Raw genomic sequence first — 13,342 nt, forward strand, 5'->3', positions numbered from 1 at the left:
GCCATCGCCGGCCGGCTGTGGTGCGGCTACGCCTGTCCGCAGACGGTCTATACCGAGATTTATCTGTGGATGGAAAAGCTCTTCGAGGGTGACCGCTCGGCGCGCATGCGACTGGACCAAGAGCCCTGGAGCCTGCGTAAGCTGGCACGCAAGGGCGGCAAACAGATCGCATGGATTGTGTTCGGTCTCTGGACCGGGTTTACGTTTGCGGGTTATTTCACGCCCATCCGTGAGCTGGGCGCTGCCGTCCTCGAGTGGAACCTGGGTCCGTGGCAGACCTTCTGGATTTTCTTCTACGGTTTTGCCACTTACGGCAACGCGGGCTACATGCGCGAGCAGGTCTGCAAATACATGTGCCCGTACGCGCGCTTCCAGAGCGCCATGTTCGACAAGGACACGATGATCGTGACCTACGACGCCGAGCGCGGCGAGCCGCGCGGCGCGCGCAAGAAGTCGGCTGACCCGAAGGCGTTGGGATTAGGTGACTGCATTGACTGTACACTGTGCGTGCAGGTGTGCCCAACCGGCATCGACATCCGCAATGGTCTGCAGTACGAGTGCATCGGTTGCGGTGCCTGCGCCGACGTCTGCGACGAGGTGATGGAGAAGATGGGCTATCCCAAGGGGCTGGTCAAGTACTCGACCCAAAACGGCATGGCCAACCACTGGAGCCGCGCCCAGATGATCCGCCGGGCGTTTCGTCCGCGCGTCTTGATCTACAGTGCCATTTTGCTCACCATCGTGGCGGCGCTGGGCGTGAGCCTGTGGCTGCGCGTGCCGCTGAAGGTGGACGTGATCCGCGACCGCGGCGCGCTGGCCCGCATGGTCGAGATGGGCCGGATCGAAAACGTCTACCGCGTGCAGTTCATGAACGCGTCCGAGTCCGAGCGCGAGCTGCAGGTGGCGGTCGAGGGCTTGCCGGGGGTGACGCTCGCGTCGGATCCCGTCGTACATCTGCTGCCCACCGAGGTGCGCTCGGTGCCGGTACGTGTGCAGGTTCCCCCGGGGTTGCAGCCCGGCTCTCACCCCATCGTTATGACTTTCCGCACCGCCGACGGCTCGATCGCCGTGCGCGAGAAAACCACCTTCCTGATACCCCGATGACCCCCCAGGGTATTCGGGTTGATCCGTATCCCAAAGTACTCGCCAAAGGCCTACACTATGTCCACCATGTCTGGTACGCCCTCCGCGTCATCCGCCCCTTCCCGACCCTGGTACCGCGAGCCCATGGTCTGGATGGTCATCGGTGGCCCCTTGGTGGTCGTGATCGCGTCCATCGTGACGGTCACGATCGCCGTGCGCAATCCAGACCCCGTGCTGCCGCGCGAGGCGATGCCGGCGCCGGTCGCGGTCGCGCCGGAGCGCATGACGCCGGAGGAGCGCCTGCAGGCCGAAAAAGCGGTGCTGCCTGCCAACCAGGCGCGTAACCACGTCGTGTCCCCGACGTTGCCTAAAGACGATTGAGGCGGCGCGGGGCAACAACAAAGAGGAGACTGTCGATGCTGGCCCAACGCGTGATGTGGATTGCTTGGCCCGCTTTTTTGATGGCGGCCGTGATCGAAATGGTGGTGTTCGCCTTCGTCGATCCCCACGATCTGCACTGGGCGGGCGAATCGCTCGGTTGGTCGCGGCAGGCGGTCTACACGGTCGCGTTCTTCATTTTTTGGGCGCTGACCATGGCGTCGAGCGCGCTTACCACGCTGTTGTCGCTGTCGCCGTGGGAAATCAACCGCTGCCCGGTGCCGCCAGATCAGCGCCCGGCTGACTGCGCGCGCAACGCGCCGCTCAACTCCCCGCTTAATTCTCCTCGCGGCTCTGGTTGACAATGGCCGCGAGTGCCTCCGGGTCGAGGATGCGAACGTAGCGCTGCTTGACTTCGATGATGCCCTCGTCCTGAAAGCGCGAAAACGTACGACTGACCGTCTCGAGCTTCATTCCCAGGTAGCTGCCGATTTCCTCGCGCGTCATGCGCAACACCATCTCGGTGCGTGAAAAGCCGCGCGAATGCAGGCGCTGCACGAGGTTGAGCAAAAAAGCCGCCAGTCGTTCTTCGGCGCGCATGCTGCCCAGCAGCAGCATCACGCCCTGATCGCGCACGATCTCGCGGCTCATGATGCGGTGTACGTGGTGCTGCAGCGTGCTGAACTCGCGCGAGAGCTGCTCGAGCTTGTCGAATGGCAGCACGCACACCTCGGCGTCTTCGAGCGCCACGGCCGAGCACGAGTGCTTGTCCTGCACGATGCCATCGAGCCCCAGGATTTCGCCCGCCATTTGAAACCCGGTGACCTGATCGCGGCCGTCCGCCGTCGTGATCACGGTCTTGAAAAATCCGGATCGTACCGCGTACAGCGACGTGAAGCCGTCGCCCGCGGCAAACAGGGTCCCGCCCCGCCGCACCCGGCGACGCGTGCTGATCAGGTTGTCGAGCTGCTCCATCTCGTCCGGCTTGAGGCCGACCGGGATGCAGAGCTCGCGCAGGTTGCAGCTGGAGCAGGCGACCTTGATGCTGTGCAGATCCATGAGGCGATGGGGGCCGGTGTGAGGCAGAGGTGGGTGAAACGAGGCGCAGACTCGCCATGAACGATATGCGCCCGATCATAACAACCCGATGCGCGTGCCGCCCCGTGCGGTGGGCCCATGCCCTGCAGGGTTTTGGGGAACGTCGCTCCCGCAGGGGGTTTGACTCACGTCAACCCACGCAAGGCTACGCTGGTGCACAGTTCGTCGCCTATGGAGCTGCCCGCCGTGAAACACGTCATCGACGAAGATCTGCTGCGCCGGTTCGACATTCCGGGCCCGCGCTACACGTCCTACCCGACGGCGGACCGGTTTGTCGAAGCGTTTACCGAGCGTGACTACGTGCAAGCCCTGCAACAGCGGCGAGCGGGGTCGCTGGCGCTGCCGCTGTCGGTGTATGTACACATCCCGTTTTGCGAGTCGCTGTGCTACTACTGCGCATGCAACAAGGTGGTGACCAAGCACCACGAACGCGCGGCGGAGTACCTGCGCTACCTGTCGCGCGAGCTGGAATTGCAGACCGAACACGTCGGGCGCGGGCACCGCGTGACGCAGCTGCACCTTGGGGGGGGCACGCCGACCTTCCTCAGCGACGCGGAGTTGTCCGACCTGATGGCGATGATCCGGCGCCACTTCGAACTCGTCCCTGGGGGCGAGTATTCGATCGAGGTCGACCCCCGCACGGTGACCGCGCAGCGCTTGGCCCATCTGCACCAACTGGGGTTCAACCGCCTGAGTTTTGGCGTGCAGGACTTCGATGGCGCGGTGCAGCGGGCGGTGCACCGGATTCAGCCGGCCGAGCAGGTGTTCGCCCTCGTGGCCGCGGCGCGCGAGATCGGCTTTGAGTCGGTCAACGTCGACCTCATTTACGGACTGCCTCAGCAGACCCCAGAGTCGTTTCGGCGCACGCTCGAGCTCGTCGAGCGCCTGCGGCCGGATCGCATCGCGCTCTACGCTTATGCGCATCTGCCGGCGCGCTTCAAGCCGCAGCGGCGCATCCACGCGGCGGAGTTGCCCAGTCCGGCGGACAAGTTGGCCATGTTGTCGCTGTCGCTCGACCATCTGAGTGCCGTGGGTTATGTGTACGTGGGCATGGACCATTTTGCGTTGCCCAACGATGCGCTGGCGGTGGCCAAGCGGCAGGGGCGGCTGCACCGCAACTTTCAGGGCTACAGCACGCAGCCCGATTGCGACCTGATCGCGCTGGGGGTATCGGCCATTGGCCGCATCGGCGCCACCTACAGCCAAAATGCCAAGACGCTGGAGGAGTACTACGACGCGCTCGACCAAGGGCGGCTGCCCATCGTGCGCGGGCTGGCGCTGACGCGCGAGGATCTGTTGCGCCGCAGTGTGATCATGGCCATCATGTGCCAGGGGTTGGTCGATTTCGAGTCGATCAATCTGGCGCACCTGATCGATTTTCGCCAGCACTTCGCGCGCGAGCTGGAGCAGCTGCGCGCGTTCGAGCGCGATGGGCTGGTACGCATCGGCGATGCCCACATCGAAGTGACGCCCACGGGCTGGTATTTGGTGCGCGCCGTCGCCATGGTGTTCGACCGCTACTTGCAGGTCGATCAAGACCGGGCGCGGTTTTCCAAGATCATTTGAGGTGCTACCGGCAGGCCCAGCCGCGGGCTGTTAGCATCGTGCCATGCTGACCTCGATGACGCTGTCGGCCCTGGTGATGGGGCTGGTCGGCGGCCCGCACTGCGTGACCATGTGTGGTGCCGCCTGCGCGGGTATTGCCCGTGCCGCTGGCCCGCACCCGCAGCGGGCGCTGTGGACGTGGCAGTTCAGCCGGCTGGCCGGCTATGCGCTGCTGGGGGCGTTGGCGGGCGGCACGGTACAGGGCATGGGCTGGCTGGGGCAGCAGACCGCGGTGCTGCGGCCGGTGTGGACCATGATGCACGTGGCGGCGTTCGTGCTCGGGCTGGTGCTGCTGTGGCAGGCGCGGCAGCCGGCCTTTCTGGATGGCTGGGCGCAGGCCGTCTGGCGGCGGGTGCGCCCGGTCATGGCCCGCTTGGGCGCGCGCGCGCCCGTGGCGCTCGGGCTCGGCTGGGCGTTGATGCCCTGTGGGCTGCTCTACTCGGCGCTGCTGGTGGCGTCGTTGTCGGCGTCGGCGTTATCGGGCGCTGCCATCATGGCCGCGTTTGCCATCGGGACCATGGTGTCGCTGGCGGCAGGGCCGTGGCTGTTGCTGCGGCTGGCGCAGGCGCGCTCCGGTGGCTGGGGCATCCGCTTGGCCGGGCTGGCGCTGGCGGCCACGTCCGGCTGGGCGTTGTGGATGGGCATCACCCAGCCGACGGGTCTGTGGTGCGCGTAGGCGTGCGCCCGGGCAGGGTCGCCACCACCAGCCCCACCAGCGCCACGCCAAACGCCAGCCACTGCAGCGGCGTTAGCCGCTCGCCCATGAACAGCACACCGATCGTGGCCGCGCTGATGGGCAGCATCACGGTGAACACCCCAGCCCGGGCGGCGGGTACGTGGCGCAGGCCCGTCATCCACAGCCACACCGTCCAGACGCTGGCGGCCAGGCCATAAAACAGCAGCAGCGCCCACAGGCCCAGCGACAGCAGCGCCCAGCCGTCGAAGCGTAGCGCGGCCCACAGGCCCAGCGGCGTCATGAGCGCCAGGCCCCACAGGTTGATGATCGCCGCGATGCGCCGCGCGCCCAGTTGACCGGTCAGCCGCTTGCCGATGACGACGTAGGCGGCCTCACACACGACAGCGGCAAAGACCAGTGCGTTGCCCCACAGTGGCAGCGGCATGCCCAGCCACGTGCCGTGCGCCGCGGCGGCGCCGGGGGCGGCCTTGTCGAGCGAAAACAGCCCGATGCCGACGGCCGCCAAGGCCACCGCTGCACCGGAGCGCGCATCCAGCCGCTCGCGCAGGAAGAGCGCCGACTGCAGCGCGACCACGGCGGGAATGGCCGCCATGATGACGCCAGCGGCGCTGGCCGTGGTCAGGCTGACGCCAAACAGCATGCACAGCGAAAACAAAAAATTGCCCAGCAGGGCCTGTAGGAAGAGCAGCCCGTGCGTGTGCCGGTCGAGCGCCGGCTCCGACGCCGGTTTGCGCAGCCAGTGCACCATGGCGGCCGCGCCGATCAGGTAGCGCAGCCACGCCAGCAGGAACACCGGCAGCGCCGCCACCAGCGGTTTGGACAGGGCCACGTAGCTGCCCACCAGTGCCATGCTGGCCGCCAGCGACCCGTAGGCCAGCCATGGGGTAGCAGGGCGGGCGCTCATCGGGCGTCGGGCGTGAGGAGGGTGGGTCGCGCCTGCGGCAGGGTGTAGGGGTAGTCGCGGCTATAGTGCAGGCCGCGGCTTTCCTTGCGCAGCTGGGCGCAGCGCACGATCAGGTCGGCCACTTGCACCAGGTTGCGCAGCTCCAGCAAGTCGCGGCTGACGTGAAAGCGCGCATAAAACTCCTGGATTTCGGCCTGCAGCAGGGCGATGCGGTGCGCGGCGCGCTCCAGCCGCTTGTCGGTACGCACGATGCCCACGTAGTCCCACATGAAGCGGCGCAGCTCGTCCCAGTTGTGGCTGATGACGACTTGCTCGTCGGCGTCGATGACGCGGCTGTCGTCCCACGGCCGCACGGGCGCCGTGGGGATGCGCGCTTGCGCCGCCATGTCACGCGCGGCGGCGCGGGCAAACACCAGGCATTCCAGCAGCGAATTGCTGGCCAGCCGGTTGGCGCCGTGCAGCCCGGTGTAGCTGGCCTCGCCCACACAGTACAGGCCGGGCAGGTCGGTGCGGCCGCGCAGGTCGGTCACCACCCCGCCGCAGGTGTAGTGGGCAGCAGGCACCACCGGGATGGGCTCACGCGTGATGTCGATGCCCAGCTCGGCGCAGCGTTGGAGGATGTTGGGAAAATGCTCGTGCAAAAACGCCGCGGGCTGGTGCGAGATGTCGAGATAGACGCACGGGATGCCGTGCTTTTTCATCTCGAAGTCGATGGCGCGTGCCACGATGTCGCGCGGTGCCAGCTCGGCGCGCGGGTCGTGGTCGGGCATGAAGCGGTGGCTGCCCAGGTGGGGGGGCAGCTTGAGGATGCCGCCTTCACCGCGCACGGCTTCGCTGATCAGAAAGCTCTTGGCCTTGGGGTGGTACAGGCAGGTGGGGTGGAACTGGATGAACTCCATGTTGGCTACCCGGCAGCCCGCTCGCCAGGCGGCGGCGATGCCGTCTCCCGTGGCCGTGTCCGGGTTGGAGGTGTAGAGATACACCTTGCCTGCGCCCCCCGTGCACAGCACCGTGTGCGGGGCGGCAAAGACCTCGATGGTGTCGGTGGCCTCGTCCAGCACATACGCGCCCAGCACCCGCCGCGGCAGTTCGCGGCGCGCGGCGTGGCGGTCGCTCAGGATCAGGTCGACCAGCGCGTGGGTTTCGAACACGTCAATGTGACGGGCGGCACGCACCCGCTCGATGAGTGTTTGCTGGATGGCCGCGCCGGTCGCGTCCGCCGCGTGCACGATGCGGCGCGCGCTGTGGCCACCCTCGCGCGTCAGGTGCAGGCCGTCGCCGTCGGCCGTGAAGGGCGTGCCCAACTCGCGCAACCAGGCGATCGCCTCGGGTGCGTGCTCGACCGTGAAGCGCGTGGCGGCCGGATCGCACAGGCCGGCACCCGCGATCATCGTGTCTTGGATGTGCTGCTCGAAGCTGTCGTCGTCGGCCAGCACGGCGGCGATCCCCCCCTGGGCCCAGCCGCTGGAGCCGTCTGCGATGGAGCGTTTGGTGACGATGGCCACGCGCCAGTCGCTGGGCAGCAGCAGGGCCGTGGCCAGTCCGGCCAGACCGCTGCCGATGATGAGCACGTCGTAGTCGCGTGGTGGGGCCGGGTTCGGGGTGGAATCGGTCATGGTGGGGCGTGGTCAAGCGGTATGGGCGTGTCCGGTCAAGAGGGCACGTAGGCCAAGCGGACGTAGATGGGCGCGTAGGCCTCGGCCTGCGTCAGCTCGATCAGGTGTTCCTTGGCCAGCTCGAGCATGGCAACGAAGGTGACCACGGCCACCGCCACACCGCGCGCGGGGTCGAACAGCTCGGTGAACTCGACGAAGCGGCGCCCCTGCAGCGCGCGCAGCACCGCGCTCATCGACTCGCGTACCGACAGCGTCTCGCGCGTGATGGTGTGCCGCTGCGCGAGTCGGGCCCGGCGCAGGATATCACGCCAGGCCGCCCGCAGGTCGTCCACGCTCACCTCGGGCCAGCGCGGGGTGAGCGACTGCTCGATGTGCACCTGCGCGCGCCAGAAATCGCGCCCGAGTTGCGGCAGCGCCTCGAGCTGGCGCGCGGCCAGCTTGATTTGCTCGTACTCCAGCAGGCGGCGCACGAGTTCCGCGCGCGGGTCCTCGGGCTCCGTGCCGTCGGCGCTGGGCGTCGGGGGCAGCAGCATGCGCGACTTGATCTCGATGAGCATGGCCGCCATCAGCAGGTATTCGGCAGCGAGTTCGAGGTTGCGCTGACGAATCTGCTCGATATACCCGAGATATTGGCGCGTGACCTCGGCCATGGGGATGTCGAGGATGTTGAAGTTTTGCCGCCGGATCAGGTACAGCAGCAGGTCCAGCGGTCCCTCGAACGCCTCGAGAAAGACCTCGAGCGCATCCGGCGGGATGTAGAGGTCTTGCGGCAGCGCAAACAGGGGCTCACCGTACAGGCGCGCGATCGCGACCTGATCCACCACGGCCGGTGGGTCGGTCGCTGGCGCGGGCGCAGGCGGGAGCTCGGCCAATGGGCCGTTCACTTCAGCGACGGCTCGGTTTGGTAGACGTAGGGCTTTTGCGGCACGCGGGCGTGCTGCGCTTCGCGCCAGAAGTCGCGATCCTGCGGCCGATCCCACAGCAGGGCTCGGCCCGCGCGCTGTTCGGCCTCCAGGCTGGGCTTGTTGCGCTTGAGCGATTCGAGGAACTGGGTGGCGTCCGAGACGTAATCAGGCAAACCAAGCGGGTTCATGGTGGTGCGCAATCCAACAAAACGACGCGCGCATTTTAGGCGGGCCCCGCCGTGGATGGGTCGGCGCAGGCAGACCAGCCATGCACGCGCTCGAGAAAACCGCTGCGCTGCATCAGCGACAGCGGCTGCGCGTGCAGCTGCTCGATGACGAGGGTACCGCCGCGCCGCTCGATCGTTTGGGCGAGTGATTCCAGCGCATCGAGCCCCTGGTTGGGATCGTGTTTGCGCCCGGCGTGCAGCTGATCGGCGACGCGCGCGCACAGCAGGGATTCGATGGCGCCCAGCGCGGCGATCGTCAGCGTGGGCATGACCAGTTGGCGAACGGTGTCCCAACTGACATCGGGCCACACCAAAGTCGGCAGACTCTGGGGAATGCCGCCGAAGCGGCTGCCGATGGTTTCCACCGGCCAGTCGAGCCAGGCGGCCAGTAGGCTGAGGGTGACGAGCACCACCACGGGCGCGGGCAGGCGCGACGTGGCACGCAGCGCCGACACGCCCTCCAGGGCCTGCAGCCGCTGGCGAAAGGCGGAATCCTGGGCCCAGAGCCGGGGCCAGATAATCGGGGCCGGTACACAAACAACAGCAGCCCGGCGCAGAAGGTCGACACCAGCAACCCGCCGACTCCGCGACGATGGCCGTCCACAACCCGGCCTGGGGCGACAGCCCGCTGGCGATGGCAAACGCCATGGCCAGTGGCAGTGCCACCACGCCGACAGTCAATCCTGCACCGATGTCACGCCACAGGCGTGTGCGGTCATAACCCGAAAGATCGTCCAGCAGCCGGGGACGAAACCGGTGAACATTCCATTGCGCCATGCTCCCCATCTCCATTCCACGTTTGGCAAGCGAAAAGCCCCTCGGCGGCGAGATGGGGATGGGGCGGGCCGCAGTGGCGCAGCCGCGTGATGAAACGCCGCCTTGCCGTCAGACCGGTGGAGCGGCGATGGGAGGGGTGGCGCTGAGTGGGACCCATTCGGACCGCAGTGTACGCCATCCACAACGCGATGCTCAACGTACCCGCATGCCGGGGGTGGCCCCGTCGTGGGGTTGCAGCAGAAACAACCCAGGTTGGCCGCCGTCGGCGGCGCTCGCGGCGAGCACCATGCCCTCACTGACGCCAAACTTCATCTGGCGCGGTGCCAGGTTGGCCACCATCACCGTCAGTTGCCCCACCAGTTGCTCGGGCGTGTAGGCCGAGGCGATGCCAGAGAATACTCGCCGCGTGCGGCCCTCGCCGACATCCAGCGTCAGGCGCAACAGCTTGGTCGAGCCTTCGACCCGCTCGCACGCGACGATGCGCGCGATGCGCAAGTCCACCTTGGCAAAGTCGTCGATGGTGATGGTGGGGGCGATCGGCTCCCCGCCCGGCACGGGCGCGGACGGGGCTGCCGCTGGGGCCGCAGCCGGCTCGAACAGCGCGTCCAGGGTCTTCGCATCGACGCGCTGCATCAAGTGACTGTAGGGCTCAATGGCGTGTCCGGCCCCCAAGGGCTGGCGTGCGTTGTCGAAGTCCAGCGGCGCGCAGCGCAGGAAGGCCTCCACCCGCTCGGCGGTGGCAGGCAACACCGGCTTCAGCATCGCCGTCAGCAGCCGGAATGCCTCCAGGCAGGTGGTGCAGACGTCGTGCAGGCGCTCGCTCAGGGCCGGGTCCTTGGCCAGCTCCCAGGGCTTGTTTTGATCCACGTAGGCGTTGACGCGGTCGGCCAGGGCCATGATGTCGCGCACGGCCTTGCCGTATTCGCGCTCGGCCCACAGCTGCGCCACCGCAGGCAGCGCGGCCTGCAGGGTGTCCAGCAGCGCCTCGCCGTCGGGCGAGATGGCGCCCAGTTGCCCGCCAAAGCGCTTGGTGATGAAGCCCGCCGCGCGCGAGGCGATGTTGACGTATTTGCCGACCAGGTCGCTGTTGACGCGAGCGACGAAATCGTCCGGGTTGAAGTCCACGTCCTCGACGTGCGGGTTGAGTTTGGCTGCCAGGTAGTAGCGCAGCCACTCGGGGTTGAGTCCCAGGCGCAGGTAGCGCATGGGGTCGATGCCGGTGCCGCGGCTCTTGCTCATCTTTTCGCCGCTGACCGTGATGAAGCCGTGCACGAAGACGTGCGCGGGCGTTTTGCGGCCCGAAAAATGCAACATGGCCGGCCAAAACAGCGTGTGAAAGTAGGTGATGTCCTTGCCGATGAAGTGGACCTGTTCCACTGCCGGGTCGGCCACGAACTCGTCGAAGCTCTGTGCGGTGCGCGACGGGGCGTGCCAGTGCTGCGCGGCCTGTCCCTTGTCGAAATGGTTTTTTAGGCTGGCCAGATACCCGATGGGAGCATCGAGCCAGACGTAGAAATATTTGCCCGGTGCGTCGGGGATTTCGATGCCGAAGTAAGGTGCGTCGCGGCTGATGTCCCAGTCGCTCAGTGCCCCGCCCGAGCCGTCACCCAGCCACTCGCGTATTTTGTTGACCACCTCGGGCTGCAGGCGCCCGGGGGTGCTGGTCCAGTCCTGCAGAAATTGCACGCAGCGCGGGTCGGACAGCTTGAAGAAGTAGTGCTCAGACTGGCGCAGCTCCGGCGTGGCGCCCGACAGCGCGGAGTACGGCTGGCGCAGCTCCGTGGGCGTGTAAACCGCGCCGCAGGCTTCACAGGCGTCACCATACTGATCCGCAGCACCGCAACGCGGGCACTGCCCTTTGATGTAGCGGTCGGGCAGGAACATGCCCTTGACCGGGTCGTAGAACTGCTCGATGGTGCGGGTCTCGATCAGTCCCGCCGCCTTGAGCGCCCGGTAGATGTCCTGCGCGAGCTGGTGGTTTTCGGGTGCGTCGGTGCTGTGCCAGTTGTCGAAGCGCACGTGAAAGCCGTCCAGGTAGGCCTGGCGGCCGGCGGCAATCTCGGCCACGAACTGCTGGGGCGTCTTGCCGGCCTTCTCCGCGGCGATCATGATCGGCGCGCCGTGCGCATCATCGGCGCCGACGAAATGCACCTCGTGCCCCAACAGCCGCTGGGTGCGCACCCAGATGTCGGCCTGGATGTATTCCATGATGTGGCCGATGTGAAAGTGGCCGTTGGCGTAGGGCAGGGCGGTGGTGACGAACAGTCGGCGCTGTGGCATGGGGCAGTCCTGTGACGGCGAACGGGGCCGGACCATCGGGCGGCCGGCAAGGGGCAAAGGTGACCCGTCGCGCAAGTCCGCGATTTTACTGAGGGCACTTCGCCGCCGCCGACGCGAAAATCGTGCCGCAGCGGCTAGACTGCACGGTTATCGGCCACACTGACCCGTTACCAGGAGACACCCGATCCATGAGTATCAACCCCGAAGTGCTGCAGCGCGCGCTGCAAACCGTCGTCGACCCCAACACCGGCAAGGATTTCGTTTCCACCAAGGCGCTGCGCAACCTGCAAATCAGCGGCGGTGATGTGGCGTTCGAGGTCGAGCTGGGCTACCCCGCGCGCAGCCAGTGGCCCGAGTTGCGGCGCGCGCTCATCGCGGCCGCCAAGGGCGTGCCCGGCGTGGACAACGTGTCGGTGCAGATCGTCACCCGCATCCAGGCCCATGCGGTGCAGCGTGGCGTGCAGCTGCTGCCGCAGGTCAAGAACGTCATCGCGGTGGCGTCCGGCAAGGGTGGCGTCGGCAAAAGCACCACCACCGTCAACCTGGCGCTGGCGCTGGCGGCGGAAGGGGCCCGTGTGGGTATCCTGGATGCCGACATCTATGGGCCCAGCCAGCCGATGATGATGGGCATCGAGGGGCGGCCGGAAAGCCTGGACGGCAAGACCATGGAGCCGCTGGAGAACTACGGCGTGCAGGTCATGTCGATTGGTTTTCTGGTGGACAAGGACGAGGCCATGATCTGGCGCGGCCCCATGGCCACCCAGGCGCTGGAGCAGCTGCTGCGGCAGACCAACTGGAAGGATTTGGACTACCTGCTGGTGGATATGCCACCGGGAACCGGCGACATCCAGCTCACGCTGTCGCAGCGCGTGCCGCTGACCGGGGCGGTGATCGTGACCACCCCGCAGGACATTGCCTTGCTCGACGCCCGCAAAGGCATCACGATGTTTCAGAAGGTGGGCGTGCCGATCCTGGGCATCGTGGAAAACATGGCCGTCTATTGCTGTCCGCAGTGCGGACACACGGAGCACATTTTCGGTGCCGACGGCGGCAAACGCATGGCCCAGGAGCTGGGCGCGGCCTACCTGGGCGCGCTGCCGCTGAACCGGCAGATCCGCGAGCAGGCCGACACCGGGCGCCCGACCGTGGTGGCCGACCCGGAGGGCGAGATCGCCAAGATATACGCTGCAGCGGCGCGGCAGGTGGCCATCGCAGTGGCGGCGCGCGCCAAGGACTATTCGAGTAAGTTTCCCACGATCACCATCAGTCGAGAGACGTAAGCGACATCGGCTCCGGTGCAGACCATGGATATGCTGACGGGCAGCAACCCTTCTCCTGCCCCCCGGGCGGCGGAGCGGATCGTGACGGGCGTCGTGATGCGACGCGAGCCCGTGCCGGGCCCGATGGCGCGCTGGCAGCCGTGGCGCTGGACGCTGGCAGACGTGCAGGTGCTGCAGGGGCCGCACGAGCTGACCTGCGCCGTCTGGCCGACACTGGCCGGGCGCGGGCCGGTGGCGCTCGAGCCTTGTGATGCCCCCGCGTCGGCCGCCCAGAGTCATTGGGGTTTTCCGGGCTACGTCGTGTCGTTGCACCCGGAGGATGCCGAGGGCTTGTATTTGAACCTGACCGCGCCGCAGCCGTGCTTTTGGGTGATGTGGCGCTCGGGGGAGACCGACGACGATTTACCCGAACCCCAGATCGTCACGCTCAGCTACCACGACGCGGGGCGCTGGCTCGATGCCCAAGAGCGGGTGGACCAGGTGCCCGCGCCT

Annotated in this window: 13 protein-coding genes and 1 pseudogene; 7 read left to right on the forward strand and 7 right to left on the reverse strand. The window is 67.1% G+C overall.

The window, feature by feature from the left end; translation table 11 throughout:
* The 3 genes from ccoG to Q0716_RS09665 all read left to right on the forward strand — a co-directional run.
* The coding region (ccoG, locus tag Q0716_RS09655; RefSeq protein WP_299022629.1) for a cytochrome c oxidase accessory protein CcoG at positions 1–1,104 on the forward strand (1,104 nt) is incomplete at its 5' end.
* A gap of 66 nt (positions 1,105–1,170) precedes the next feature.
* A complete protein-coding gene (locus Q0716_RS09660; RefSeq protein WP_299022632.1) occupies positions 1,171–1,464 on the forward strand; it encodes a nitrogen fixation protein FixH in 294 nt (97 codons plus the stop codon).
* 35 nt (positions 1,465–1,499) lie between these two features.
* A complete protein-coding gene (locus Q0716_RS09665) occupies positions 1,500–1,823 on the forward strand; it encodes a hypothetical protein (protein WP_299022634.1) in 324 nt (107 codons plus the stop codon).
* Here the strand turns inward: Q0716_RS09665 and fnr are convergent.
* The gene (gene fnr, locus Q0716_RS09670; protein WP_299022637.1) at positions 1,798–2,520 is read right to left on the reverse strand and encodes a fumarate/nitrate reduction transcriptional regulator Fnr; all 723 of its coding nucleotides are present in this window, start codon (positions 2,518–2,520) and stop codon (positions 1,798–1,800) included. The two genes, Q0716_RS09665 and fnr, sit on opposite strands and share 26 nt — an antisense overlap.
* Before the next feature lie 210 nt (positions 2,521–2,730).
* On the opposite strand from fnr, the gene hemN reads away from it, so the two are divergent.
* Both hemN and Q0716_RS09680 read left to right on the forward strand, forming a co-directional pair.
* A complete protein-coding gene (hemN, locus tag Q0716_RS09675) occupies positions 2,731–4,125 on the forward strand; it encodes an oxygen-independent coproporphyrinogen III oxidase (protein WP_299022642.1) in 1,395 nt (464 codons plus the stop codon).
* Positions 4,126–4,168: 43 nt separating this feature from the next.
* The gene (locus tag Q0716_RS09680) at positions 4,169–4,840 is read left to right on the forward strand and encodes a sulfite exporter TauE/SafE family protein (protein ID WP_299022645.1); all 672 of its coding nucleotides are present in this window, start codon (positions 4,169–4,171) and stop codon (positions 4,838–4,840) included.
* On the opposite strand, the gene Q0716_RS09685 is transcribed toward Q0716_RS09680, so the two are convergent.
* From Q0716_RS09685 to metG, 6 genes and pseudogenes are all read right to left on the reverse strand, one after another.
* The gene (locus Q0716_RS09685) at positions 4,809–5,765 is read right to left on the reverse strand and encodes a DMT family transporter (RefSeq protein ID WP_299022647.1); all 957 of its coding nucleotides are present in this window, start codon (positions 5,763–5,765) and stop codon (positions 4,809–4,811) included. The two genes, Q0716_RS09680 and Q0716_RS09685, sit on opposite strands and share 32 nt — an antisense overlap.
* Positions 5,762–7,381, reverse strand: a complete 1,620-nt coding sequence (nadB, locus tag Q0716_RS09690) for an L-aspartate oxidase (protein WP_299022650.1) — start codon at positions 7,379–7,381, stop codon at positions 5,762–5,764. Before nadB ends, Q0716_RS09685 begins: the two co-directional genes overlap by 4 nt.
* Before the next feature lie 35 nt (positions 7,382–7,416).
* Positions 7,417–8,265, reverse strand: coding sequence for a ScpA family protein (locus Q0716_RS09695; RefSeq protein WP_299022653.1), 849 nt, complete (start codon positions 8,263–8,265; stop codon positions 7,417–7,419).
* Entirely contained in the window at positions 8,262–8,474 is a 213-nt protein-coding gene (locus Q0716_RS09700; protein WP_299022656.1) for a DUF3460 family protein, read from the reverse strand. Before Q0716_RS09700 ends, Q0716_RS09695 begins: the two co-directional genes overlap by 4 nt.
* Positions 8,475–8,668: 194 nt before the next feature.
* Positions 8,669–9,290: pseudogene (locus Q0716_RS09705) on the reverse strand (SulP family inorganic anion transporter); the annotation flags it as partial.
* A gap of 192 nt (positions 9,291–9,482) precedes the next feature.
* The gene (gene metG / locus Q0716_RS09710) at positions 9,483–11,570 is read right to left on the reverse strand and encodes a methionine--tRNA ligase (protein ID WP_299022658.1); all 2,088 of its coding nucleotides are present in this window, start codon (positions 11,568–11,570) and stop codon (positions 9,483–9,485) included.
* A 188-nt stretch (positions 11,571–11,758) separates the two neighbouring features.
* Here metG and apbC point away from each other — a divergent pair, with 188 nt between their 5' ends.
* Positions 11,759–12,850, forward strand: coding sequence for an iron-sulfur cluster carrier protein ApbC (apbC, locus tag Q0716_RS09715; protein ID WP_299022660.1), 1,092 nt, complete (start codon positions 11,759–11,761; stop codon positions 12,848–12,850).
* A 24-nt stretch (positions 12,851–12,874) separates the two neighbouring features.
* The coding region (locus tag Q0716_RS09720) for a DUF3305 domain-containing protein (RefSeq protein ID WP_299022662.1) at positions 12,875–13,342 on the forward strand (468 nt) is incomplete at its 3' end.

The organism is uncultured Tepidimonas sp., from assembly GCF_938045175.1.
Classification (GTDB): domain Bacteria; phylum Pseudomonadota; class Gammaproteobacteria; order Burkholderiales; family Burkholderiaceae_C; genus Tepidimonas.

Bases quoted from the DNA above. Each gene is read 5' to 3' on its own strand.
- metG (WP_299022658.1), bottom strand. From the start codon at position 11,570: ATGCCACAGCGCCGACTGTTCGTCACCACCGCCCTGCCCTACGCCAAC.
- apbC (WP_299022660.1), top strand. From the start codon at position 11,759: ATGAGTATCAACCCCGAAGTGCTGCAGCGCGCGCTGCAAACCGTCGTC.
- Q0716_RS09700 (WP_299022656.1), bottom strand. From the start codon at position 8,474: ATGAACCCGCTTGGTTTGCCTGATTACGTCTCGGACGCCACCCAGTTC.
- Q0716_RS09685 (WP_299022647.1), bottom strand. From the start codon at position 5,765: ATGAGCGCCCGCCCTGCTACCCCATGGCTGGCCTACGGGTCGCTGGCG.
- Q0716_RS09680 (WP_299022645.1), top strand. From the start codon at position 4,169: ATGCTGACCTCGATGACGCTGTCGGCCCTGGTGATGGGGCTGGTCGGC.
- Q0716_RS09660 (WP_299022632.1), top strand. From the start codon at position 1,171: ATGTCTGGTACGCCCTCCGCGTCATCCGCCCCTTCCCGACCCTGGTAC.
- Q0716_RS09665 (WP_299022634.1), top strand. From the start codon at position 1,500: ATGCTGGCCCAACGCGTGATGTGGATTGCTTGGCCCGCTTTTTTGATG.
- fnr (WP_299022637.1), bottom strand. From the start codon at position 2,520: ATGGATCTGCACAGCATCAAGGTCGCCTGCTCCAGCTGCAACCTGCGC.
- nadB (WP_299022650.1), bottom strand. From the start codon at position 7,381: ATGACCGATTCCACCCCGAACCCGGCCCCACCACGCGACTACGACGTG.
- hemN (WP_299022642.1), top strand. From the start codon at position 2,731: ATGGAGCTGCCCGCCGTGAAACACGTCATCGACGAAGATCTGCTGCGC.